The 23,203-nt window shown below is 72.1% G+C and carries 20 protein-coding genes; 8 read left to right on the forward strand and 12 right to left on the reverse strand.

Annotated elements, in window-relative coordinates:
• The first annotated feature begins 75 nt into the window (after positions 1-75).
• Positions 76-990, forward strand: coding sequence for a cation diffusion facilitator family transporter (locus O7601_RS15390; protein ID WP_281561822.1), 915 nt, complete (start codon positions 76-78; stop codon positions 988-990).
• A 74-nt stretch (positions 991-1,064) separates the two neighbouring features.
• Here O7601_RS15390 and O7601_RS15395 read toward each other — a convergent pair whose 3' ends face one another.
• Both O7601_RS15395 and O7601_RS15400 read right to left on the reverse strand, forming a co-directional pair.
• A complete protein-coding gene (locus O7601_RS15395) occupies positions 1,065-1,445 on the reverse strand; it encodes a YccF domain-containing protein (RefSeq protein WP_281561823.1) in 381 nt (126 codons plus the stop codon).
• Between the two features lie 63 nt (positions 1,446-1,508).
• Entirely contained in the window at positions 1,509-3,623 is a 2,115-nt protein-coding gene (locus O7601_RS15400; protein WP_281561824.1) for a cellulase family glycosylhydrolase, read from the reverse strand.
• Between the two features lie 302 nt (positions 3,624-3,925).
• Here O7601_RS15400 and O7601_RS15405 point away from each other — a divergent pair, with 302 nt between their 5' ends.
• On the forward strand, positions 3,926-5,149 hold the full coding sequence (locus tag O7601_RS15405; protein WP_281561825.1) for an FUSC family protein: 1,224 nt from the start codon (positions 3,926-3,928) through the stop codon (positions 5,147-5,149).
• Between the two features lie 16 nt (positions 5,150-5,165).
• Here O7601_RS15405 and O7601_RS15410 read toward each other — a convergent pair whose 3' ends face one another.
• The 4 genes from O7601_RS15410 to O7601_RS15425 all read right to left on the reverse strand — a co-directional run bounded on the left by O7601_RS15410 (position 5,166) and on the right by O7601_RS15425 (position 10,273).
• Positions 5,166-5,693 carry a hypothetical protein gene (locus O7601_RS15410; protein WP_281561826.1) on the reverse strand — a complete coding sequence of 176 codons (528 nt, stop codon included), beginning with the start codon at positions 5,691-5,693 and terminating at the stop codon, positions 5,166-5,168.
• A gap of 23 nt (positions 5,694-5,716) precedes the next feature.
• Positions 5,717-6,235: a hypothetical protein gene (locus O7601_RS15415; RefSeq protein ID WP_281561827.1), complete on the reverse strand. Its 519-nt coding sequence runs from the start codon at positions 6,233-6,235 to the stop codon at positions 5,717-5,719.
• A 187-nt stretch (positions 6,236-6,422) separates the two neighbouring features.
• Entirely contained in the window at positions 6,423-9,224 is a 2,802-nt protein-coding gene (locus tag O7601_RS15420; RefSeq protein WP_281561828.1) for a LuxR family transcriptional regulator, read from the reverse strand.
• Positions 9,225-9,304: 80 nt separating this feature from the next.
• Positions 9,305-10,273 carry a helix-turn-helix transcriptional regulator gene (locus O7601_RS15425; RefSeq protein WP_281561829.1) on the reverse strand — a complete coding sequence of 323 codons (969 nt, stop codon included), beginning with the start codon at positions 10,271-10,273 and terminating at the stop codon, positions 9,305-9,307.
• A gap of 330 nt (positions 10,274-10,603) precedes the next feature.
• On the opposite strand from O7601_RS15425, the gene O7601_RS15430 reads away from it, so the two are divergent.
• Complete coding sequence (locus tag O7601_RS15430; protein ID WP_281561830.1) at positions 10,604-11,263, forward strand: hypothetical protein; 660 nt, start codon at positions 10,604-10,606, stop codon at positions 11,261-11,263.
• Positions 11,264-11,366: 103 nt separating this feature from the next.
• Here O7601_RS15430 and O7601_RS15435 read toward each other — a convergent pair whose 3' ends face one another.
• Positions 11,367-13,103: a hypothetical protein gene (locus tag O7601_RS15435; protein ID WP_281561831.1), complete on the reverse strand. Its 1,737-nt coding sequence runs from the start codon at positions 13,101-13,103 to the stop codon at positions 11,367-11,369.
• Positions 13,104-13,421: 318 nt separating this feature from the next.
• Between O7601_RS15435 and O7601_RS15440 the strand changes: the two genes are divergently transcribed.
• From O7601_RS15440 to O7601_RS15455, 4 genes are read left to right on the forward strand one after another with little or no spacing between them, the layout of a single operon-like run.
• On the forward strand, positions 13,422-14,255 hold the full coding sequence (locus O7601_RS15440) for an ABC transporter ATP-binding protein (protein WP_281561832.1): 834 nt from the start codon (positions 13,422-13,424) through the stop codon (positions 14,253-14,255).
• Between the two features lie 39 nt (positions 14,256-14,294).
• Entirely contained in the window at positions 14,295-15,278 is a 984-nt protein-coding gene (locus O7601_RS15445; RefSeq protein WP_281561833.1) for an iron-siderophore ABC transporter substrate-binding protein, read from the forward strand.
• Complete coding sequence (locus O7601_RS15450) at positions 15,275-17,380, forward strand: iron ABC transporter permease (protein ID WP_281561834.1); 2,106 nt, start codon at positions 15,275-15,277, stop codon at positions 17,378-17,380. Before O7601_RS15445 ends, O7601_RS15450 begins: the two co-directional genes overlap by 4 nt.
• A gap of 28 nt (positions 17,381-17,408) precedes the next feature.
• Positions 17,409-18,320, forward strand: a complete 912-nt coding sequence (locus O7601_RS15455) for a siderophore-interacting protein (protein WP_281561835.1) — start codon at positions 17,409-17,411, stop codon at positions 18,318-18,320.
• A 105-nt stretch (positions 18,321-18,425) separates the two neighbouring features.
• On the opposite strand, the gene O7601_RS15460 is transcribed toward O7601_RS15455, so the two are convergent.
• The gene (locus O7601_RS15460; RefSeq protein WP_281561836.1) at positions 18,426-18,941 is read right to left on the reverse strand and encodes a 2'-5' RNA ligase family protein; all 516 of its coding nucleotides are present in this window, start codon (positions 18,939-18,941) and stop codon (positions 18,426-18,428) included.
• Between the two features lie 111 nt (positions 18,942-19,052).
• Between O7601_RS15460 and O7601_RS15465 the strand changes: the two genes are divergently transcribed.
• Positions 19,053-19,946 carry a DUF72 domain-containing protein gene (locus tag O7601_RS15465; protein ID WP_281561837.1) on the forward strand — a complete coding sequence of 298 codons (894 nt, stop codon included), beginning with the start codon at positions 19,053-19,055 and terminating at the stop codon, positions 19,944-19,946.
• A 19-nt stretch (positions 19,947-19,965) separates the two neighbouring features.
• Here O7601_RS15465 and O7601_RS15470 read toward each other — a convergent pair whose 3' ends face one another.
• The 4 genes from O7601_RS15470 to O7601_RS15485 all read right to left on the reverse strand — a co-directional run bounded on the left by O7601_RS15470 (position 19,966) and on the right by O7601_RS15485 (position 23,093).
• Complete coding sequence (locus O7601_RS15470) at positions 19,966-20,352, reverse strand: hypothetical protein (RefSeq protein ID WP_281561838.1); 387 nt, start codon at positions 20,350-20,352, stop codon at positions 19,966-19,968.
• Positions 20,353-20,442: 90 nt separating this feature from the next.
• Positions 20,443-21,081, reverse strand: a complete 639-nt coding sequence (locus tag O7601_RS15475; RefSeq protein WP_281561839.1) for a hypothetical protein — start codon at positions 21,079-21,081, stop codon at positions 20,443-20,445.
• A 106-nt stretch (positions 21,082-21,187) separates the two neighbouring features.
• The gene (locus O7601_RS15480) at positions 21,188-22,060 is read right to left on the reverse strand and encodes a sulfotransferase domain-containing protein (RefSeq protein WP_281561840.1); all 873 of its coding nucleotides are present in this window, start codon (positions 22,058-22,060) and stop codon (positions 21,188-21,190) included.
• Positions 22,061-22,238: 178 nt separating this feature from the next.
• Positions 22,239-23,093, reverse strand: a complete 855-nt coding sequence (locus O7601_RS15485; RefSeq protein ID WP_281561841.1) for an alpha/beta fold hydrolase — start codon at positions 23,091-23,093, stop codon at positions 22,239-22,241.
• Between the last annotated feature and the right edge of the window lie 110 nt (positions 23,094-23,203).

Raw genomic sequence — 23,203 nt, forward strand, 5'->3', positions numbered from 1 at the left:
GCCGTCGGGGTCCGGCCCAATGCTTGCGCTCATAGCAATGTACGCATATTTTGGGGGCGGCGAGAGGGGGCACGGGTGGGTGCCGGGCACGATCACGGGCAGCAGGTTGCCCGGGCGGGGGAGAAGCACCGCGGGCGCCTGTGGGCGGCCTTCGCCCTGCTGGCGATCTTCATGCTGGTGGAGGCGGTCGGAGCCTGGGTGACCGGTTCCCTGGCCCTGTTGTCGGACGCCGGGCACATGTTCACCGACGTGCTGGGCATCGGCATGGCGCTCGCCGCGATCACCGCCGCGAGCCGGGCCTCCCGGGACGGCCAGCGAACCTTCGGCCTGTACCGGATGGAGGTCCTGGCGGCGCTGGCCAACGCGGTGCTGCTCTCCGGGGTGGCCCTCTACGTGCTGGTGGAGGCGCTGCGGCGGTTCGACGAGCCACCGGAGGTGCTGGTCGGCCCGATGCTGGCGGTGGCCGCCGGCGGGCTGGTCGCCAACGTGGTCGCCTTCCTGCTGCTGCGCGCCGGGTCGACGGAGAGCCTCAACGTGCGCGGCGCCTACCTGGAGGTCCTCGGTGACCTGCTCGCCTCGGTGGGCGTGCTGGTCGCGGCCGGGGTGATCGCGCTGACCGGCTGGTGGTACGCGGACCCGATCGTCGCCGTCGGGGTGGGCCTGTTCATCCTGCCCCGCACCTACCGCCTCGCCCGCGCCGCGCTGCGGGTGCTGGTGCAGGCAGCGCCGCCGCACGTGGACGTCGCCGAGGTACGCGACGGCCTGCGTGGGCTCGACGGCGTCGCCGACGTGCACGATCTGCACCTGTGGACCCTGACCTCGGGCATGGAGGTGGCCTCGGCGCACCTCACCCTGGACACCGGTGCGGACCTGGCCCCGGTGCTGGCCGCCGCCCGGCAGCTGCTGCACGACCGCTTTCGCATCGAGCACGCCACGTTGCAGGTCGAGCCACGCGATGCCGAAGGCATCTGCGGCGGCGCCCACTGGTGAATCGTCAGCGCAGCTGGGCATCGTTCACCAGGATGTCGACCGTGCCCAGCTCGTGCTCGGCGATGTGTCGACTATCAGGGCGCGGGTACGACCTCCTGACCCAGCGGCCAGATGGCCGCCGGGACGAGCTTGAAGTTGGCCACGCCGAACGGGATGCCGATGATGGTCAGGCAGAGGCCGACGCCGGCGACGATGTGCGAGAGCGCCAGCCACCAGCCGGCCAGCAGCACCCAGATGATGTTGGCCAGACCCGAGGCCACCCCGACGCCGGGCTTGGGTGCCAGGGTCCGGCCGAAGGGCCACAGCGAGTATGACGCCAGCCGCAGCGACGCCACGCCGAACGGGATGGTGACGACGAGTACGAAGCAGATCAGGGCGGCGATGCCGTAGCCGACCGCCAGCACCAGGCCGCCACCGAAGATGAGCCAGAGCACGTTCAGCAGGAATCGGATCATGAGCCCATGATGACCGCCGCGCGCCACCGGCCACCCGGTGGGCGGCCGGTGGCGCGTGGCGGGTCAGCCGGTGACCCCGGTGACGTTGCCGCCGGACCGGGTGACGCGGTAGGTGACCTGGGCACCGCTCCAGAAGTGGAAGGTGAGGGTGACCGCTGCCCCGTCGCGGACCTCGCCGAAGAAGGTGTCGGTCAACGTGATCCGGTTACCCGGGTAGTCGGGGCTGAAGGCCACGTCGAACTCCTTGAACGACGTCCAGTCGTGCGGGCCGGCGTTGCTGCCGTCGGCGTACCTCGCCTCCATGGTGGCGAGCTGGTCACCGCGGAACTGGGTCGGGATGGCGAAGGCAGCGGTCGTGCCGGTGGCGTTGGAGAGCACCGGCGTGTCGTAGCTGATCACGTCGATCCGCCAGGGCACACCGGCCGAGAAGCGGGCCTGGAGGCTGGCGTTGACCCCGTACGCCCGGTTGCCGACCAGCCGGGTGAGCGCGCTCGCGGTGATGGTGAGCTGGTTGCCGGACACCGTGTAGTCGGTGCCCTGCACCAGGTTGGTGCTGCCCTGGCGCAAACCCTGGAAGGTGGTGCCGTTCAGGTTCAGGGTCAGCGACTTCGCGGTGATCGAGCCGGTACGCGGCACGTACACCTGGTCGGACGACGCGGTGCCGGAGCGGGTCGTCCAGCTCGACTTGATCTGTGCCCACAGCTCCGGGTCCTTCCACTGGAAGGCGACCCGGTCGAAGTGCTGGCCGTTGTCCCAGAGCTGGGTGGTGATCCGCTTGGATCGCGCGTAGTGCCCGAGGAACTCGAAGAACTTGAGCTTCTCGCCCTGCTGGATGGTGCCGGTGTGCCGGTCGAAGCCGAGCAGCCCGTACTCGCCGATGACGACCGGGATGTTGCGGGTCACGAAGGCATTGTGCACCCGGTCGAACGAGTCGGTCAGATCCTGCTGGGTGGTGGCGTCGAAGCGGGTGCCACCGGCGACGTTGACGCTGAACGGCCAGTACCCGTAGAAGTGCACGGTGGCGATCAGGTTGCGGTCGTTGAGCTGATTGATCGTCGTGGTCAGCTCGTTGATCCGGGCCTGCTCGGATGAGGTGTGCAGGGTCGGCAGGACCAGCATCCGGGTGGCGTTGGTGCCGCCGGAGGCGCGTACGATCCGGTGGAAGTTGACGTTCAGCTCGTGCAGCAGCTCCGCGTTCTGGGCGTCGCCGGAGCTGTTGGCGAACTGCGGCTCGTTGACGCTCTCGAAGTGCAGCCTCGGCGAGTGGTCCCGGAACGCGGCGGCGATCTGGGTCCACAGCGCGTTGTAGCGGTTGAGCACCGTGGTCCGGTTCGTCGGCATCTCGTGGATCCACTGCCACGAGTCGTGGTGCAGGTTGATCATCACGTAGAAGCCGTCGTCCAGGGCCCAGCCGACGACCTCCTTGATGCGGTTGAGCCAGGCCGCGTCGATGGTGTACGACGGCGCGGGCCCGTGGTGGTTGCTCCAGGTCACCGGGATCCGGATGCTGTTGAAGCCCTGCGCCCGGATGGCGTCGAGCTGCGCCTGGGTGACGCGTGGGTTGCCCCACGCGGTCTCGTCGGCGCCGACCGCGTCGAAGGTGTTGCCGAGGTTCCAGCCGGGCTGCATCGCGGCCACGTAGGCCATCGGGTCGCCGGCCGGCGGCGGGCTGGTCGGTGGCGGGGTGCTCGGCGGTGGCGTGCTCGGCGGCGGGGTGGTGGTCGGCGGCGGGGTGGTGCCGACGCTGCCGGTGCAGGTGACGCCGTTGAGGGCGAAGGTGGTCGGTGCGGTGTTGCTGCCGGACCACGAACCGTTGAAGCCGAACGAGACGGTCTGGTTGGTGCCCAGCGCGGCGTTGTAGCTGACGTTGCTGGCGGTGACGTCGTTGCCGGAGGAGGTGACCGTGGCGTTCCACGCCTGCGTGACCCGCTGCCCCGAGGGGAACGTCCAGGTCAGCCGCCAGCCGTTGAGCGGGTCGCCGAGGTTGGTCACGGCGACGTTGGCGGTGAATCCGCCCGGCCACTGGCTGGGGGCGGAGTACGCCACCCGGCATCCGGCCGCCGCGTGCGCGGTGCCGGCGGTGATCAGGCCGGCTCCGGCCAGTAGTGCGGCGACGCCGCTGACGACCAGGCCGAATCGCCAACGTGTCCTGCGTAGTGTGCCCTTCAGCCCAGCCATGACGCTCCTCGCGTGGTGATGGTGTCAACGGGGTGGCTGGCCGGGCGTCGCCGGGCCACCGGAAACACCCGGCCGGCTCGCACCATAAGTTGGGATCATGAACTTTGTCAATCGACGTACCACGATTTATCTGCTTTCTGTGCAGGTGAGGGCGGTGGTTCGGCGGGAAAGCGCACCGGCGAGGCGCACCGGAACGGTTGGGACCTGGGCGTCCGGCGGATCGGCGACGGCACGCTGGCCCGGTCCCGGCGGCCGGTACGGCGGGCAGCGAATGAGCGTGGCCTGGCGGGGTAGTCGGCGGCGTGGCGGCGGAGGACGACGACAGGGGCTGGGCGCGTCGTGCCGGCGGCCGGATCGAGGCCGGGGTCGCCGAGACCGTCGGCGGCCTCAGTCGACGCATCGGCTGGCGGGAGCGACGCCGGAGCCTGGAGTTGTACGCGATCCTCGCCGTTCAGGCGGGCGCGGCCGCCGCGCTCGCCTGGACGCTGGCGCACGAGCTGCTGAACCACCCGTCGCCGGTGTTCGCCCCCAGCGCCGCCGTCGGCACCATCGCCGCCGCGATCGGCCGGCGGACCCGCCGCACCCTCGAACTGCTGGTCGGCGTGCTGGCCGGTCTACTGGTGGGTGACGCCCTGATCATGGTGATCGGCACCGGACCCTGGCAGATCGGCACCGTGGTCGCCCTGGCCATCCTGCTCGCGCTGAGCATGAGCCGGGGTGGCGCGGTCGTCACCCAGGCCGGCGGCACGGCGGTGCTGATCGCCACCCTCTCGCCGATCCAGCGGGGGCTTGAGGTGCCCCGGGTCATCGACGCGGTCATCGGCGCGATCTCCGCCGTGGTGGTGGTGGCCGTGCTGCCGGTCAATCCGGTGCGGATCATCCAGCGGGCCGCCCGCCCCCTCTTCGCCGCCCTGATCGAACACCTGCACAACGCCGCGGATGGGATGTCCCGGGGCGACGCCGCGGCAGTGGCCGCGGCCCGGGACGGGTTGTACGGCCTGAGCCCGCAACTGGCCCTGCTCAACGACGCGGTCTCCGGTGCACGGGAGGCGGTGGCGGTGTCGCCGGCCCGCTGGCACCGACGAGCTGAGTTCGAGCACTACCAACGAGGTACCCGCTACCTCGACCTGGCCGTCGGGGGCGGCCAGGAGATGCTGCGCCGGGCGGCCACCGCGGTGCGCGACGAGGAACCGAATCCGGCCGGGCTGTCGGCCGCGGTGCACTACTTCGGCGACGCCCTGGCGTTGCTCCAGGTCGAGGCGGAGAGCGGGCAGCACACGAACCGGTCCGAGCAGTTGGTCCTCAAGGCGGTCGACCGGGCAGCCGAGGCGTACGACGAGGGGGTGGGCTTCTCCGGCAGCGTGGTGGTGGCCCAGATCCGTACCGTCGCCACCGACCTGCTACGCAGCCTCGGCTGCCACGACGAGGAGGCCGTCGCCGTGATCCGGCGACGCTTCGAGGCAGAGCGTCACGAGCTGCGGCGTCACGAGGGAGAAGGATCGCCAGCCGAGCGGAAGGCGGCGTGAGCGGCCCCGGCCGGGCTCAGAGCCGCCCGGCGACCGTCCGGGCCAGCTCGGTCAGCGGCTTGTCGTACTTGGCCGGGTCGTCCAGCCGGACCAGTCGGATGGCCACCCATACCCCGGCGGCGTGTACGAAGACCGCGCCGTCCTCCAGGTACGCCTCGTCCCCGATCCCGGACAGCGTCTCGAACTCGTGGTCGAGATCGCGGTCGACGTCGAGGATCTTCTTGGCCCCGTCGCCCACGTAGACCTCCACCTGCGCCAACGGGCCCGAGACCGGCCCGCTGTACGTGCAGGTCTCGCGGACCGGCACCGGATCCTCCAGGGGGGTGCCCGCCAGCTTCTCGGCGTCCTCCTTGGGGACCAGGGCGCAGGCGTCGACAGGCGGCGCCTCGGTCGACGGCTCCGCTGCCTCGGTCGCCTCGACGGGCGGCGCCGGCTGCGCTGCCTCGGTCGGTGGCGGGGGCGCGGCGGCGGGTTCGGCGTTGCCGCCGCAGGCGGTGAGAGCGGCGACGGCGACGGCCGTCGCGACGAGCTTGCGGTACCTCACGGTCGTCTCCTCGGGGCCTGGTGTCACCGGGGGAGGGCGTCGAGCAGCCGGCGTACAGCCTGCTCGTAGCCGTCGGGCTGGGCGCCGAGGCGCTCGAAGCTGCTCAACGTCACGGTGAAACTGCCAGCGCCGCCGACGAGCACCGCCTCGGCGCCGATGTCCTTGACCGCCAGATAGCCCTTGCCGTCGCCGTCGAGGTCCGTCACCGTCCGGTAGGTCTGCTCGGCCTGTTGGCGCTGAAAGTCGTAGGTCGTCTCGCCGGCCAACTGGGATGCGGTCGTCACGGACAGCGCCGCCACCCCCTTGCCGTCGCCGAAGCTGCAGTTGCCGTCGTCGACCATGGACTCGCCGATCAACTCGGAGATCTGGGCCGCAGTGAACGGGCAGGGCGGGGCTTCGGTGCCGGCACCGTCGGCGGGCACGTCCGACTCGGTCTCCACGTCCGCGCCGGGGCCGGCCGTCGGCGGCGCAGGTTCGGCGCTGTCGCAGCCGGTCAGCGCGAGCGCGGCCGCGAGCACTGCGGGCAGGATCAGTCGACGCACAGGTTCGGTTCCCTTCTGACACCAGGCCGCTACCGGCCGGGCTGTTCGAGCACCCGGCACGGACGATCGCCGCGCTGCTCGCGGCACGGATCGACCAGGGCCGGCAGCGGCCCGTCCGGAAGCCGGTCCGCCGGTAGTGACGTCTCGACGCTACGACCAGACGGCCGTCGAGGAATCCGGCGTTTCCCTAGCCTTTGGCCGTGCCGGTCGGCGCACCGGCCGTGGCCGCCGGTCGGCGTGACCGTTCGTCGGGTCCACCTACCCGCGCCAGCGCGGCACCCAGTTCCGCCCGGCGGGAGATGCCCAACTTGCGGTAGACCCGGGACAGGTTGGTCTCGACTGTCTTCGGGCTGACGAACAGCTCGTCGGCGATAGCCCGGCTGGTCCGTCCCTGCGCGGCGAGCCGGGCAACCCGCTCCTCGGTGGCGGTGAGGTCCGACGGCGCGGGCGGGCGCCCCCCGAGTCGGGCGGCCTCGGCGCGGGCTCGCCCGGCGAACACCGCCGCGCCCAGGGCGTCGAACTCGGCCGCCGCGGCGGCCAGCGCCTCCCGGGCCGGCCGCTTGCGGCGGGACCGGCGGTGCACCATGCCCTCGACCAGCAGACACCTGGCCCGGTCCAGCGGCAGGACCTCCGGCGGCACGGCGGCCCGCGCGGCGGCGAGGTCGTCCAGGGCGGCCGAGGGATCGACACCACTGGCGCTGTCCAGCAGGGCGCGGCTGCGCGCCAGCCCCAGCAGCGTCCACGGGCGGGGCAACCGCCGGTGACGTTCCGCCAGCCGGGTCAGGGCGTCGCTTGCCGTGACCAGGTCGCCGGCGCCCACACAGGCCTCGATCCAGTCGGTCTCGAAGCGCTGGGCAAGCGGCTCGGCCAGCCCCATCCGGTCGACCGTCGCGGCGAGCCGGCCGTACCCGGCTGCGGCGTCGGCCATCCGGCCGGCGCAGAGCGCGACGAACGCCGCCAGTTGCAGGTGGATCCGCCGGCACCAGTCGTCGTCGAGCTGCTCGGCCAGTCGGAGCCCCGCCTCGGCCACCCGCTGCGCCACGTCGAGTCGGCCGCGGAGCGCGTCGAGCAGCCCGGCCAGCCAGATTTCCGCGGTCGCCTCGGTGCCCAGCAGCTCACCGAGCTCGCGGGCGGCCGCGATGTGCCGTTCGGCAGTCGACCACCGTCCCGCGAGCAGCTCGGTCTCGCCGAGGTGTTTGAGCAGGTCGTACTGCGAGGGTTCATCTCCTCGCGCCGCTGCCAGGTCCAGCAGTCTGCCCAGCCGTCGGCGGGCCTGAGCCGGATCGTCGATCGACTTCCACCAGATCGCCGGGATCGTGCCGGCGAGCCATGACGGCTCCGGTCCCTCCATCTCCAGCGCCCGGTCGAGCAGTCCGACGCGAGGTGGTTCGCCGGCGCGTACCTCGTTGAAGAACAGGTGCAGCAGCGCCGCGGCGAGCAGTGCGCGGTCTCCCCCGGGGCCGGTGAGCAGGGCGATGGCTGCCTCGGCATGGGCCCGCGCCGGATCCGGCAGGTCGACGAAGAGCGCCAGGTGGGCGTGGATCCGGCCGGCCAGCGGTGAATCCGGGCGGGTTGCCGCCAGTGCCCGCCCGGCGGCCTCGACCGCCGTGCCGCCGGACTCGTCGGCGCTCCAGGCGACCACCGCGCGCAACAGCAGCGCCTCCGCGCGGACGTCGCCGCCGAACTCGGCGGCCACCGCCTCGGCGGCGACGCGCGCGCCCGGGTGGTCGCCGCACCCGAAGCGGCAGCGGGCCGACGCCAGCAGCCGCTGGCCCCGGCCGGCCTCATCGTCCGCCGGTGTGAGCCGTGCGGCCGACTCGTACAGGTTCGCGGCGGCCTCCGGCGCGCCCCGCGCGTGTTGCCGGGCGGCAGCCGCGGCGAGGGCGTCGGCGACCACCGGGTCCGGCGTGGTCGTGCACAGGGCCAGGTGCCGGACCCGTTCGTCCGGATCGGTCACCACCTCGGCGAGCCGGCGGTGCAGGCCGCGCCGGACGCCGGGCGGGATGCCGGCGCGGACCGCGCCCGCGTAGACCGGATGGGTGAACTCCACCCGCGCCGCCCCGACCACCAGCAGGCCGGCCTCCTCGGCGGCATCGAACGCGGCGGGGGAGATCCCCGCCGCGGCCAGGTCCCGAAGCAGGGGCACGCCGAGCAGGGCGGCCAGCCGTACGGCGTCCCGGCAGCGGGCCGGCAGCCGGGCGAGCACCTCACCGAGGAGTTGGTGCATGGACGAGGCCACCGGCAGATCCTGCGCCGGCTCCGGTGGCTGCGGCAGGCGCTGCACCGCGCGGGTGACCTCGATGGCGACCAGTGGATTGCCGGCAGCCTCCCGGGCGATCCGGGCGAGCAGGGAACGACTCAGGGTGGCGCCGACCCGCTCGCGCAGGACGTGGTGCAGGGCACCCACTCCCAGCGGGGCCAGTGGCAGCCGGGTCAGTCGGCCGGGACCGGAGTCGAGCCCGAGTGGCGCGATCCGCAGCGCCGACGTGTTGTCGGTGCGGCAACTGACCAGGGCGGACAGCCCGGGCGCGACCCGGCGCAGAGCGAACCGTAGCGCTCGTTCGCTCGGGCGGTCCAGCCACGGCGAGTCGTCCACGGCGACCAGCACCGGCCGGCCGGCGGCGAGCGCCGCCTCCAGCAGTGATCGGGTGGCGGCGCCGACCACCCGCTCGTCGACGGTCTCGTCGCTGTCCCGAGTGAGCAGCACCATCTCGGCCGCGACACGCTGCGGGCGCGGCAACTCCACCACCAGGTCCGCCAGCGGCCGGAGCAGGTCGGCGAGGGCGGCGAAGGGCAGCTCGGCCTCGCACTCGGTCGGCGCGCAGGTCAGCACCGACCAGCCGGCCCGCGTCGCCTCGGTGACCAGTTCCCGGAGCAACGTCGTCTTGCCGATGCCGGCCGGCCCCTCCAACAGCACCGACCCCGGCTCGCGCAGTGCGCGCCAGGCCTGGTCGAACACCCCGTCGCGGCCGACGAGCGTACCCCGCATGGTGCGATTCTGGCACTTATGAGGCGGGGCGGCCATCGTGCGGACGGTGGCCCGCCGCGGGTGGTCGGTCAGGGTGGGCGTCAGGCGTGCAGGGTGCGGCTGGGCGGAAATCCGTAGGTGGCGTGGTAACGCGCGGTGAACCGGCTGTGGCTGAGGAACCCCCACCGGGAGGCGATCGCGGAGACGGTCTCCTGGCGGGGGTCGGCCTGCATCAGGTCGCGGTGGGCGCGGTCGAGCCGGACCCGGCGCAGGTGCGCCATCGGGGTGGTGTCGAGGTGTCGACGGAACGCCAGTTGCAGGGTCCGCAGCGAGACCTGGGCCGCGGCGGCGATGTCGGCCGCACCGATGTCGCGGTCGGCGTACTCCTCGATGAAGGCCGTGGCACGGCGGAGCGTGGCGGTGGTCGCGGCCCGCCGGTCGGTGGCGTGTGGCCAGCCGGCAGTGGAGTTGGGGAAGACCGCCAGGGCCGAGGCGGCCAGCATCCGGGCCGCGTTGGCGATGATCAGGGGCTCGCGGTACGCGTACGGGTTGCCCAGTACGACGTGGTTGAGGTAGCTGGTGGTGTGCCGCCACAGTCCGGCCAGCGCCGGGGAGGCGGGGGACAGACCGCAGAACTGGACCGCCCTCACCCGCCCGGCGGACGCGGTGCCGGTCACCCGGTCCAGCACGGAGAGGTCGAGCAGGCAGACGCTGACCCTGCCCGGCAGCCAGCGCAGCGAGCAGGAAAGGTCGGGGAGGGTGGCCAGGAAGACGTCGCCCGGGTTGTACCGGCCGTAGGCACCGGCGCCTGAGCGGTCGACGCGTCCGTTGAGGATCTCGCAGATCACCAGCGCGCCGGGCGGTTCGACATCGAGATCGAGCTGTGTGGACTGGTCCACCGACTCCAACCAGAACGGGCCCGCGTCGACCCGTTGGTGGCGGAGCCGGTAGTGGACGCCGGGGGCGGCGCGGAAGGCGACCTTGGCGTGGTAGGCGTACGCCAGGAAGTCGTGGATCGTCTCCGGGTCGCGGCTGTCGAACCGGTGGGCAGTCGGAACCTTCGTCTTCAATACGTCTCCATCGACCTGGACGGAGGGCGCTTCGGCACGCCGGGACGACGCCCGGCGAGACGTGGTGGATCCGGAGAGCGATAGGACATGCAGAGCCAGGATTCCCATCGATGGTATCCACAAAGGAGGAAGTCCCATGAAGTTTTCGCGGCGCATCCGTCGCGCCGGTGGATCTCGCTCGTTGTCGATGTCAGGGGAGTTTTCGTTTTCGGGCTAATCGGTACGGTCCGGCGTGCGCGCACCGGGCTAGCCGACGACCCTCCGTGGCCATGATCATGCGAAGGGTGTCGAACGAGGGGTAGCTGATCGACCAACGGGTGAAGGGGTGGGGTGTTGGAGACCAAGGATCCGACTGACATCGTCCGACTGGCGACGGCTGAGGCGCGCCGGCGGATCGCCGGTGAGACAGACCTGACCGGCATCGTGGGATCTCGTACGTCCGACCTGGGTGGCGCCCTGCGGGACGTGCTGCGCGGTGCCCTGGTGGCGCAGCGGGTGTCGGCACCGACGCGACTGATCGCGCTCTGTCGCGACCTCGCCCTCGGGCCGGACGCCTTCGACCTGCTGGGTCACCACCTGCTGGGTGCCCTGGTCGGCTACCGCCCGGGGCCGGACGCGCTGGTCCGGGTGGGCGGGGCGCTCGGCCTTGCGCGACGGGAACTGTTCAACTGCCAACCTTCCGCGCCTGGTGATCCACCCCGGCCGGTCAGCCGGGTCGGCCGAGGCAACAGCGCCGCTGTCCGCTACCGCTCGGCCAAGCCGCCGGAGCACCTGCCCTCGCCGCCGAGCTGGACCTGCACCGGTTGCGGACAGGAGTGGCCGTGCGCGGTCAAGCAGAGCCAACTGCTCGCGGAGTTCGGCGGGGCCCGCGCCGCGCTCGCGGTCTACCTGGGCTCCTGTCTGCTCGCCGCCGCCCGGGACCTACCCGGGCTGCCGCTGGCCCGGGCGCGTAACCGCTTTCTCGGCTGGCTGCCCCGCCGGCCGTGCTGAGGAACCGTCCGCCGGTGGTCGACCGGCGGACGGGCTCAGGTTGCCGTCCGGCAGGCGTGCCCGGACAGATCGATCGGCACCCCGCTCCGCTCGGGTGGCCCGATCAGTTCGCTGCGGGCTCGGGCGCCCGGTCGGTGTCGTTTGCGGCTGGTGCCGCCGGCTCGTCCTGGTCGGACTGCTGGTTCGCCGGCTGGCCGGCGAACCAGTCGATGCCGCCCGGCCCGCCGGCCGCCACCGCCGCCGCCGCGCGAGCCACCGGATCCACCGACGGGCGGGCACCGTGCTCCGGCCCGGCACCGACTTTGCCCGCGCCCGGCTGTGGGTTGCCCGGCCTGCCGGGCGCGGCTCCGTTGCGGTCCTGGCCTGCCGGGTCGGCGGGGTCGGTGACCGTCCGCTCCGGGTCCGACCCGGCCGGCTCGGCGTCCACCTCGGCAGCGGGGGCCGCCCCCTCGGCCTGACCACCGGCCGCCGAGGTCACCTCGCCGCCGCCCGCAGTGGCCGCGTCGGCACCGGTCCGGGTAACCCCGAGTCGGGCGGCCACCATGGGATACTCGGCGGTCTCGCCGCCGCCGGCCGCGGCTGCCATCACCGCTGCAGCCGCCAGATCGGCGACCCGCTTGGCCTCCCGCTGCACCCGGGCCCGGGTCTCCTTGGCGTGCCGCTCGGCGGCCTCGGCTGCCCGACGGACCTCGTCCAGCCGCTGACGCTCCGCCACAAGCTCGTGGCTGGTCTCCTCCAGCAGCTGCCGCAGCCGGGTCAGCTCGGCCTCGGTGGTGTCCTTGGCGCGGCGCGCCTCGTCGAGCTGCTGCTCGGCGTCGTCCAACTGCTCGTGCAACTGGGCCAGTGCCTGACGCTGTTCCCCGACCTCAAGCTGGACGGCGTGCAACTGTTCCTCGGCTGCCGCGGCCTGCTCGTCGCTGAGCTTGCGTACCTCGGTCGCCTGCTCGTCGGCGCGCTTGCGGATCTCCGCCGAGTACTGCTGGGCGTCGGCGATCATCGAGCTGACCCGCTGCTCGGCGGCGGTCCGTTGCGCGGCCAGCTCACGCTCGACGGCAGCCCGCTGCTCGGTCAGGTCCTCCTCGGCCGTGGCCCGCCGTTCGGCCAGTTCCTCCTCGACCGAGGCCCGCCACTGCGCCAGCTCCTGCTGACTCTTCGACCGGGCCGCCTGGATCTCCTGGTGGATCTGGGTACGCGCCGAGGTGGTCAACGCCTCCGCCGCCGAACGGGCCTGCTCGACCTGCTGTCGGCACTGCTCGCCGATCCGCTGCGCCTCCTGTTGCGCACGCTCGTGCGCGGCCTCTCCGTCGGCGCGCAACCTGTCGGCTCGCTCGCGGGTCTCGGCCAGCTCCGCGTCGGCCGCCGCCCGCAGCTCGTCGTACTTCTTCTCGTGCTCGGCCCGCCGGGCGGCCAGTTCCTCCTCAAGGTCGGCCAGCGCCTTGACGGTGCGTTCCCGCGCGCTGGCGAGCGTCTTCTCCGCCTCCGCCTGGAGTTTGGTGGCCCGCTGGGTGTGCGTGTCGATGATCGCCGCGGCCTGCTTCTCGGCCAGGTCCAGGATCTGGCCGACCATCGGGCCCACGTCCTGGAAGGTGGCCTTGTCCACTTGCGCCGGTCGTTGCCGCAGCTCGACCATCTCGCTCTGGACCGCCTGGAGCTTTCCGCTCAACTCCCGTACGTGTGCGGTGGCCCGGTCCCGTTCCGCAGAAATGGCGGCGAGCCGGCCGTCCATCTGCTCGACATAGCGCTCGACCTGCCGTTTGTCGAACCCCCGCAGGGCGACCTCGAAATTTGGCCGCGAGGCCAGGTCGTCGCGGACTGCGAACGGCTCCTCGCCGATGGACATGCCCCATCCTCCGTAGGATCGAAGAGCGCCACGCCGGCGGGCCGGCGACGGATGACGCGCAACGTTACCGCTGCTCCGACTGCTCTGTCCTCCCACCCCGGTACGGATTTCGAGGCACCTGACGGGTGTGGCCCGGCACCGGCGTCCCGCCCGACCGCACTTGGCTGCTCATCCCGGGATCGCGCCAGGGGCCTGGCCGGGTGACGCGGTTTGACGTATCGACCCTGGTCGCCGGCGTGGAGAGGGGGCGGGTGAGCGCGAGGAAAGTGAACCATGCCCGCGTCTTGACAGGTACTTAGGTTAGGTTAACCTAACCGCATGTCGAGCGGACTGATGGCGAACGACGCCGAGCAGAGCCTACGCGGCGTCGACCTGCGCCTGGGCTACCACGGCACCACGGTGGTGCACGGCGCTGCGATCACCCTGCGTCCCGGCAGGGTGACCGCACTCGTCGGGCCCAACGGCAGCGGCAAGTCCACCCTGCTGCGGGCGCTGGCCCGGCTGCATCCGCTCGACAGCGGCAGCGTGCTCTTCGCCGACGGCATCGCCGCCGCGGGTCTACCCGCCAAGGAGTACGCCCGCCGGGTCACCCTGCTCGCCCAGAGCCGGCCGGTGCCCAACGGCGTCACCGTCCGCGACGTCGTCGGCTACGGCCGTCACCCCTACCGGGGCCGGTGGCGCGCGGACGACCCGGACGGCCCGGCCGCCGTCGCCCGCGCGATGGAGGTCACCGGCGTCAACGCCATGGCCGGACGGCCGGTGGACGAACTCAGCGGCGGCGAACTCCAGCGGGTCTGGCTGGCCACCTGCCTGGCCCAGGACACCCCGGTGCTGCTGCTCGACGAGCCCACCACCTTCCTCGACCTGCGCTACCAGGTCGGGATTCTCGACCTGATGCGTGACCTCGCCGACGATCACGGTGTCGCGGTCGGCGTCGTGCTGCACGACCTCAACCAGGCCGCCGCCGTGGCCGACGAGGTCGTCCTGCTGCACGGTGGCCGGGTACGCGCCACCGGCACCCCGGCCGAGGTGTTCACCGAACACGACCTGACCGAGACCTACGGCATCCGGATCGAGGTCAGCACCGACCCGCTCAGCGGGCTGGTGACGACCCGCCCCGTGGGCCGACACCTGGCCCGAATCCCGGTCTGAGCACCTACCGATCACGACACCCACCCGAGAAAGAACATCATGTCCCGTACCCGTGTAACCGCCCTGGTGGCCGCCGCCACCGCAGTGCTGCTGGCCGCCTGCGGCACCACCGAGAACACCACCGAGCCCGCCGCCACCAGTCCCGCCGCCAGCGGCCCGGTCACCGTCACCGACAGCCGCGGCAAGGAGGTCAAGCTCGACGCCCCCGCGACCAAGGTGGTCGGTCTCGAATGGGGCGAGGTCGAGATGCTGGTCAGCCTCGGCGTCATGCCGGTCGGGGTCGCCGACCCCAAGGGGTACGCGACCTGGGTCAGCGCCGCCAAGCTCGACGCGGGCGTCAAGGATGTCGGCACGCGCGGTGAGCCGAGCATCGACTCCATCGTGGCGCTGCAACCCGACCTCGTGGTCATGGAGGACGACCGCGGCGCCAACGTGATCACGCAGTTGGAGAAGTACGTCCCGGTCATCGTGACCAAGGGCAGCGACGCCTCGGACAACCTCGGCCGGATGCGGACCGACCTGAACATGATCGCCACCGCGGTCGGCAAGACCGTCGAGGCGGAGAAGCTGCTCGCCGACTTCGACGCCGCCATCGCCGACGGCAAGAAGAAGATCGCCGACGCCGGTGCCGCCGGCAAGCCGTTCGCCATCGCCGACGGCTGGAAGGAAGGCAGCACGGTCAGCATCCGGATGTTCGGCGAGGGCGCTCTGGTCTCCCAGATCGGCATCCAGCTCGGCCTCACCAACGCCTGGACCGGCGAGACCGACCCGGCGTGGGGCCTGGGCCAGACCGACGTCGAGGGCCTGACCGCGCTCAAGAGCCCGGACCTGCACTTCTTCTACAACGCCTCGGACGGCGTCGACGTCTTCGCCGACGGGCTGAACAGCAACGCCATCTGGAAGTCGCTGCCCTTCGTCAAGCAGGGCAACCTGCACCGGATGCCCGACGGCATCTGGACCTTCGGTGGGCCGCTCTCCGGCAAGCAGTACATCGACCAGCTCGTCAGCACCTACGCGGTGTGACCACGCTGTCCGCGCCCCCGCGTCCGGAGCCGGCTGTCCAGCCGGCTCCGGCCGAGCGCCCCTCCACTCCCCGCGTCGTCGGGATCTTCGTCGCCGCCACCGCGCTGGCGTTGGTGGTCGTGGCGGTGCACCTGACCCAGGGCACCTCCGCCGTGGGTGCGCTCGACCTGCTCCGCCTGCTGACCGGCGGGGACGACGAGACCGCCCGGGTGCTCGTCGCGTCCCGGGTGCCCCGGCTGCTCGCCGGGCTGACCATCGGCGTCGCCCTCGGCTTCGCCGGTGCGGCACTTCAGTCGATCGCCCGTAACCCGCTCGCGTCCCCGGACACCCTCGCCGTCAACGCCGGTGCGCACCTGGCCATCGTCTCGGTCGCGGCGTTCGGCATCGCACTGCCCGCGTTGCCCGCCGGTGGCCTGGCCTTCTGCGGTGGCCTCGCCGCCGCCGGCCTGGTGATGGCGATGTCGTCGGGCGGTCAGGCCGGCACCACCCGGCTGATCCTCGCCGGCTCGGCCACCGCGCTGGCGCTCAGCTCGGTGACCATGCTGCTGCTCCTGCTGTTCGAGCAGGCCACCATCGGCCTGTTCGCCTGGGGCAACGGCTCCCTGGTGCAGAGCGACCTCGACACGCTCACTCAACTCGCCCCCGTGATCGTGGCCGCCGTCGCGGCGCTGATGCTGTTCGGCCACCGTCTCGACATCCTCGCCCTCGGCGACGACACCGCCACCGTGCTCGGCATCGACGTACGCCGGACCCGGCTGATCGTCACCGTGCTGGCCGTGCTGCTGTCCGCCGCGGCGGTCACCCTCACCGGACCGGTCGGCTTCGTCGGCCTCTGCGCGCCGGTGATCGTCCGGCTGCTCGGTCCGCTGGTGCCCGGAGTTCACCGGCACCGGATCCTGCTGCCGCTGTCCGGCATGGCCGGCATCATCATCGTCCTCGGCTCCGACGTGCTGCTGCGGGCCCTGATGGGTGGCCAGGCCGGCGTCGACATTCCCACCGGCGTGGTGACCACCTTGTTCGGCGCGGGAATCCTGATCTGGTTGGCCCGCCGGCACCGCGACGCCGGACCCACCCGCCGCCCAGCCGGCGGTCACGCCGCCGTACGCTCCGCGGCCTTCCACCGCACCGTGCTGGCGGTCGCCGCCACGGTCGTCGCCGGGGCGGTGCTGCTCGGCATGCTCGCCGGGGACACCTGGCTGTTGCTCGGCGACATCGTCAACTGGGTCAACGGCAGCACCGGGCCGGCGTACACCTTCGTGCTGGACCAGCGGTGGCCGCGCGTCGCCGCCGCGATGCTGGCCGGCGCGGCCCTGGCGGTCGCCGGCACCACGGTGCAGGCGGTCTGCCGCAATCCGCTGGCCGAGCCCGGCATTCTCGGCATCACCGCTGGTGCCGGACTGGGCGCGGTCTCGCTGCTCACCTTCGTGCCGCTCGCTGGCGTCTGGGCCGTCTCCGGGGTCGCCGGGCTCGGCGCCATGCTGGCCTTCGCCCTGGTCTACGGCGCGGCCTGGCGGGGCGGACTCAGCTCCGACCGGCTGGTCCTGATCGGCTTCGGGGCCTGGCAGGGCGGGATGGCGATGATCACTTTCATGATCGTGGCCTTCGATCCCTGGAACACCGGCAAGGCCCTCACCTGGCTCTCCGGCTCCACCTACGGCCGCACCGCGACGCAGGTGCTGCCGGTGGCGATAGCCCTGCTGGTGCTCACCCCCGCCGTGGTCGCCGCCCGGCGCGAGCTGGACCTGATGACGCTCGACGACGACACCCCACGGGTGCTCGGCGTGCGGCTGGAACGCACCCGACTGGTCGCGCTCGGCGCGGCAGCCCTGCTCACCTCGACGGCAGTCTCCGCCGTCGGCGTGATCGGCTTCGTCGGCCTGGTCGCACCGCACGCGGCCCGGGCCCTCGTCGGCGGCCGGCACACCCGGGTGCTCCCGGTCGCCGCCCTGCTCGGCGCGGCCCTGGTCAGTCTCGCCGACACCCTCGGCCGCACCGTGATCGCTCCGGCCCAGATCCCCGCCGGGCTGGTCACCGCCATGATCGGCACCCCCTACTTCGTCTGGCTGCTGTGGCGTTCCCGCGCCGCCGCCCCACCCCGGTAAGCGCACCGACCCGACCCGGAGAGGCACCATGACCCACACCCTGCCCGTCGCACCCTGGCGGCTGTTCGCCGTCGAGGTTCGCGCGGTACGCCGGCTCAGCCCGTCCTTCGTCCGGGTCACCTTCACCGGCCCCGACCTGGACCGCTTCGCCGACAACGGGTACGACCAGCGGATCAAACTGGCGTTGCCGCTGCCCGGCCAGACCGGCGTCCACCTTCCGCAGGGGCCGGACTGGTACGCGCAGTGGCGGGCCCTGCCGGATCACGAGCGCAACCCGATCCGGACCTACACGGTTCGCGCGGTCCGGCCGTACCTGAGCGAGGTCGACGTCGACCTGGTGCTGCACGGCGACGGCGGACCGGCGACCCGGTGGGCCCGCCGGGTCAGCCCCGGCGACGAGATCGCCATCGTGGGCCCTGACTCGGCGTACGGCGGCGACCACGGCGGGATCGAGTTCCGGCCCCCGTCGACCGGGTGCCTGTTGCTGGCCGGGGACGAGACGGCGGTGCCGGCGATCAGCGGCATCTGCGAACGGTTGCCGCTGGACGCGCGCGGCCGGGTGCTGCTGGAGGTCCCGGAGGCCGGTGACGCGCAGTCGCTGATCACGCCGCCCGGCGTCGAGGTGACCTGGCTGCCCCGGGGTTCCGGTGGGTACGGCAGTCGGCTTGTCGCCGCCGTGGCCGCAGCCGCCGACGACCTGCTCGCCAGCGCCCCGCTCGACGGCAGCCGGCCGCAGTTGGTCGACGAGGTGGACGTGGACCACGAGATCCTCTGGGAGGTGCCCGACGTACCCCCGGCAGCACCGCTCTACGCCTGGCTGGCCGGCGAGGCCGGCGTGATCCGTACCCTCCGCCGGCACCTGGTCGCCGAGCGCGGCCTGGACCGCCGCGCCGTGGCCTTCATGGGCTACTGGCGCGAAGGCCGCCCCGACCCCTCCTGACCCCCCACCCCCACCTCCCCTGTTGATCATGAGGTTGGCGGCAGTGTTGATCTCCGAAACTGCCGCCAACCTCATGATCAACAATGCGGGGGTGGGGTGGGGGTGTCAGGGGAGGGGGTGGGAGATGTTGCGGGCGTGGTCGGTGAGGGCGGCGGCGACGACCGTCGCCTCCACCGGGAGCACTTCGAGGCAGCGGCGTACGGCGGCAGCCATCAACGCGTTCGGCACCCGCATGGACAGCGTGCAGTGCGGCACCCACCGGCCCGGCCGGTAGTGCTCCACCAGCGTCACCCCGCCCGCGACGAGCAGGTCGTGCACCCGCCGGTGGTGCGCCAGCAGTTCCGGGGTGGGTACCGGACCCAACCACAGCACCCGGCCGACGAACTGACCGGCGTGCTGGAACGACAGCCGCAGCGGTGCCGCCACCGTGGTGCCGGCCAGCGCCGCGGTGACCTGCTCCGGGTCGAAACGGGGCGCGACCGCGAGCGAGACGTGGGGGCGGTGCCGCTGCTCCAGCAGGGAGCGCATGCTCTGCACCCCCTCGCCCTCCAGCGCGTCCCACAGCACCCGGATCCGCCGGGTGGCGACGGTGTCCAGGTACAGCTCCAACGCGGCGACCACATGATCACTCTAGGGCGGCGTCCGAGGTAGGTCACCTCACGGCCCGGGCCGCGGCGACGCCGACCGTCCCAGCGGTTGCCGATCTGTCCGTTCGGCGGTCCACTGAATTACATGGGTGTCATCAAGGTTGGCACGTCCTCGTGGGCGGACCGGACGCTTGTGCGTTCCGGCTGGTATCCGCGCCAGGTCAACACCCCGGCCGGTCGCCTGGGCCACTACGCCGACCGGTTCGGGCTGGTCGAGGTGGACACGTCGTACTACGCGGTGCCCGCACCGGAGACCGCGCAGGGCTGGGTCGACGCCACGCCCGACGGGTTCACCTTCAACGTCAAGGCGTTCAGCCTCTTCACCGGCCACCCGACGCCGGTCGCCACCCTGCCCGCCGACCTGCGCCCGACCGGCGGACCGACCCGGATCCGCCGGCGCGACCTGCCGACGGCCGCGTACGACGAGCTGTGGAGCCGGTTCCGGGCGGCGCTGACGCCGATCGCGGCGGCCGGCCGGCTCGGTGCGGTGCTGTTGCAGTTTCCGCCGTGGCTGGCCCGTGGCGAGGCGGCCCGGCGACGGATCATCGAGCTGGCGTCGCGCTGCCGGCCGTGGCGGGTGGCCGTGGAGTTGCGGCACGCCTCATGGTTCGACGGGACGGCGGCGCTGGAGACGCTGGCCTTCCTCCGTGACCAGGAGCTGACCTTCTGCTGCGTGGACATGCCGCAGGGGCATCAGGACTCGGTGCCGCCGATTCCGGTCGCCACCGCAGACCTGGCGATGATCCGGTTCCATGGCCACAGCAGCGCCTGGACCAGCGGCGACAAGGAGGACCGGTTCCGGTACGCCTACGGCGACGAGGAACTGCGCCGCTGGTCCGAGCTGCTGCTCGACCTCGCCGGCCAGGCCGACGAGCTGCACGTGCTGTTCAACAACTGCTGCGCCGGTCAGGCCCAACGCGACGCGGAACGGCTCGCCGGCCTGCTCGACGGGGCCACCCGGCGGGCCGTACCGTCCTGACCGGACGACGCGGTGGCGCTCACCCGTGCCAGGTCCCCTCCGGGTGCATCCCGGTCGCCTCCTCCAGCGCGTTGTCCGGCAGGTCCCCATCGGCGACGTCGTCGGGGAAGCTGCGCCGCGACGGCGCCGGGTCCGGCGGCGCCCCGGGCCCGGCCACCGGCGTACGGGTCGGCTCCACCGAGCCGAACCCGTGCCGCCCGGCGGGCCGGTCCGTCGTGCCGTCGGCGAGGGGGGCGTCCGCGCGTCGTTCACCGCGTCGTCCCTCGGGCACCGCGGTCTCCTCGCTGCCCTCGTCCATCGGGGAGTCCTCGTCGGCACCCCACGGCGGATCCGCGTCGAAGCCGTCGGTGGTCCCCCAGGGTGCGACACCCTCGGGTGCCCGGTCCTGCCTGTCCCTGTCCGTCATGGCCACCTCGCTGATCGGTGTCCGGTGGCCGCTCTGGGCGACACCGGCGCCGGGCACCTGTGGTGCGCTGGCGTTCGTGTGGTTCAGCCGTCAGCGGCCGGACATCGTCATCTGTCGGATCGCCTTGGCCGCCGCCATTCCGCCGGCGCCCTTGCCCATCGCCTTCGACGCGTGGCCCATGCCGCCCACGCGGCCGAGCATGCCGCGCAGGACCTGCCCTGGCTTCTGCTGTTCACCCATGTAGGCGGTGACCACGATCAGGGCGCCGGTCAGGGCCGGGATCGCCCATTGCAGCATCTTCAACTGGCGCTGGCACGACGCCACGTTCGCCGGGGTCTGCTGGTTCGGCTCGGTGACCCCTTCGACCGACGGCTGTCCGGCCTTGGCCAGCCGCATGCCGAGCAGTCGGCTGTACCCGGTGACCGCCAGAGCGCTGACGGTCAGCGCGGTCTTCACGGTGCTGGCCCGGCCGACCCCGGCCTGGGCGGCCATGCGTGGGCTCTCGGTCACCAGCTCGCCGACCGCCCCGGCGAGGTGGGCGCCGATGGCCGCCGCGTTGACCGGCGTCCACCGGCTCCAACCGGTCGACGCAACCGAGAGTCGTTGGGTCGAGTCGCCCATCCGGGCCGCGGCACCGTTGACGCCGAAGGCACCCATCAGGGAGCCGCCGAACCAGGCCGCCAGGCCCAGGTCGTGCATCGAACGCAGTGCGGTGTGGCTGTCAGACATCTGGTCCCCTTCCACCGTGTCGGGCGCAGCGGCTTACCCAGGTTCGGGACCGCTAATCGCCCGGTTGGGGCGGGGTGAGCGAGTCGGGGTGGGACACTTCCCCGCCTCAGGTGCCGGTAGCTCCGTCACGCGCTGGGTAACCGAGGATTTCGACCAGGTTGCCGGTGGCGGCGGTGAAAGCCTCGTAGATCTCGTCATCGAAGTGATTGCGCCAATCGCCGGCCTTACCCTTCCGGTAGTGGGAGATCCGACCGGAGTTCTCTTGTTCCTTCCGCATCCGCGAGAAGCTGTAACGGTCGAGGAGGTCCGCCAGCTCGGACGGCGGCAGGACAATCCCGCAGTGCCGCATGAGCTGATCCACCTCGTCGAGCTGCCGCTCGCCGGTCAGGGCTTCGTACCGGAACAGGCGGAACTTGTCCGACGGCTTCGCGATCGCCCACGACCGGAGACTCTTGAACAGGTTCCGTTCGGAGAGGCGGTTGATGGCGTACAGCATCCCCTCCTTCATTGACTTGTCCTGCAAGATTTTCCGAGCCTGCGGAATGTCGCCCATCGGGGCATGCGAGTTACGTAGCGAGAAGTAACTCGAGACGACGATGTCACGGGGATCCCGGATGACGAAGAAAGCGCGATGGTTGTCGGATTTCGAAATGGCCTGAAAGCGCTTGTAGGAGCGGAAGACGGCCAATGCCGCACGGCCCGGCGGGAGGTTGTGGAGACGGCCCTTGTAGAAGCGTGGATCGTACGGCAGCAGGCCGGAGTGGCGGTAGACGACGGGGTCGCTGAACAGCGCCTTCACCCACTGACTGCCCGTTTTGTGCACAGTGCAGTGATAGATGTTGTCGTATTCGCAGTGCGCGACCACCGGAACTGTCAGCCGCATCCGGGTGTTGTGGGCTTCCAGTTGTGCGCGTCGAATGACGACACGTACCGAATTGGGTGCGTGCTGCTTGGCGAAATCGAGCGTTCGATTGATCATCGTCCGAACCTTATCCGTGTGCCTGCGAGACGAGGTTGATCCGGTGTCTGCTCGCCTGGGTCGTGTGTCGGCCGGAAACCTCCGGGCTGGGCCGCCAACAAACCGCTAGGAATATCCCTGACGGTCCTATTAATGTCAATCCCAGAGTGGATCTTCTCGGCTGCCCGGCGGTGCCCCGTCAGCGGGCCGGCAGGCTGGCCGTGAAGGCGGCCACCCGCGCGGCCAGCGGCCCGCCGGCGCGTACCCAGGTGAAGTGGTCCAGGTCGGTGCCCGGCGCGCCGTAGCGCTCACGTTCGACGGGAGCTGCGGTCAGCTTGGCGCAGAGCCGGTCCAGGGTGGGATGCGGGGTGTACTGGTCGCCGTCGACGCTGATCGCCAGCACCGGGGTGTGGATCCGGCGTACCGCCGCCTCGGTGTCCACCCCGTCCAGTTCGGGGAAGCGCCCGGTGCGGGCGGTGTGCGCCCAGTCGCGGATCACCCCGCGTGCCTGTCGGCCACCGAAGCCCCACCCCGGCCAGACCCCGAGCAACCGAGCGGTGGCAGCGATGCCCTGCGTGTACGGCAGTACCCCGTACCGCCGGGTGCCGGTGAAGTCGCGCCAGTAGGGGATGCCGACCGCGATCAGGGCCAGCCCGTCAACCTCGTCCTCGCCGTGCAGGGCCAGGTGCAGCACAGCGGCCTGACCGCCGAGGGAGTGCCCCAGCAGCAGGGTCCGCCGGCCGTCCAGTCGGGGTTTGAGCGCCGCCCGTACCGCCCCGATGTCGGCGGCCAGTTCCGCGTAGCCGTACCGGCAGCTACGACTCGACCGGGGTGTGCTCTCGCCGGTGCCGCGCAGGTCCGCCACGACCACGGCGAGCCCGGCGGCGCGCAGCGCGGCGGCGAACGGTCGGTAGTAACGGGCGCGGACCCCCATCGCCGGCGCGATCAGCACCACCGGGGCGTCGGCCACTGCGACGGGCTCCGGGTAGACCTGGATGCCCAGCCGGGCACCGTCGACCTGGACGAACTCCTGCTGGTACTCCACCGCGTTCACAGCAACAGGTTACCGGCGGGTAGGTGCGGCTGGGGGCCACCCCCGCCGGCACCGCATCGCAGCGATGGGTGCCCCGGAACCCGGCCGGGGTTCCGGGGCACACCGTGACC

Origin of the sequence: Verrucosispora sp. WMMD573 (assembly GCF_027497175.1) — a bacterium.
In the GTDB taxonomy this organism is placed as follows: Bacteria; Actinomycetota; Actinomycetes; order Mycobacteriales; family Micromonosporaceae; genus Micromonospora.

Bases quoted from the DNA above. Each gene is read 5' to 3' on its own strand.
- O7601_RS15395 (WP_281561823.1), bottom strand. From the start codon at position 1,445: ATGATCCGATTCCTGCTGAACGTGCTCTGGCTCATCTTCGGTGGCGGC.
- O7601_RS15400 (WP_281561824.1), bottom strand. From the start codon at position 3,623: ATGGCTGGGCTGAAGGGCACACTACGCAGGACACGTTGGCGATTCGGC.
- O7601_RS15420 (WP_281561828.1), bottom strand. From the start codon at position 9,224: ATGCGGGGTACGCTCGTCGGCCGCGACGGGGTGTTCGACCAGGCCTGG.
- O7601_RS15435 (WP_281561831.1), bottom strand. From the start codon at position 13,103: ATGTCCATCGGCGAGGAGCCGTTCGCAGTCCGCGACGACCTGGCCTCG.
- O7601_RS15440 (WP_281561832.1), top strand. From the start codon at position 13,422: ATGTCGAGCGGACTGATGGCGAACGACGCCGAGCAGAGCCTACGCGGC.
- O7601_RS15445 (WP_281561833.1), top strand. From the start codon at position 14,295: ATGTCCCGTACCCGTGTAACCGCCCTGGTGGCCGCCGCCACCGCAGTG.
- O7601_RS15455 (WP_281561835.1), top strand. From the start codon at position 17,409: ATGACCCACACCCTGCCCGTCGCACCCTGGCGGCTGTTCGCCGTCGAG.
- O7601_RS15465 (WP_281561837.1), top strand. From the start codon at position 19,053: ATGGGTGTCATCAAGGTTGGCACGTCCTCGTGGGCGGACCGGACGCTT.
- O7601_RS15470 (WP_281561838.1), bottom strand. From the start codon at position 20,352: ATGACGGACAGGGACAGGCAGGACCGGGCACCCGAGGGTGTCGCACCC.
- O7601_RS15475 (WP_281561839.1), bottom strand. From the start codon at position 21,081: ATGTCTGACAGCCACACCGCACTGCGTTCGATGCACGACCTGGGCCTG.
- O7601_RS15480 (WP_281561840.1), bottom strand. From the start codon at position 22,060: ATGATCAATCGAACGCTCGATTTCGCCAAGCAGCACGCACCCAATTCG.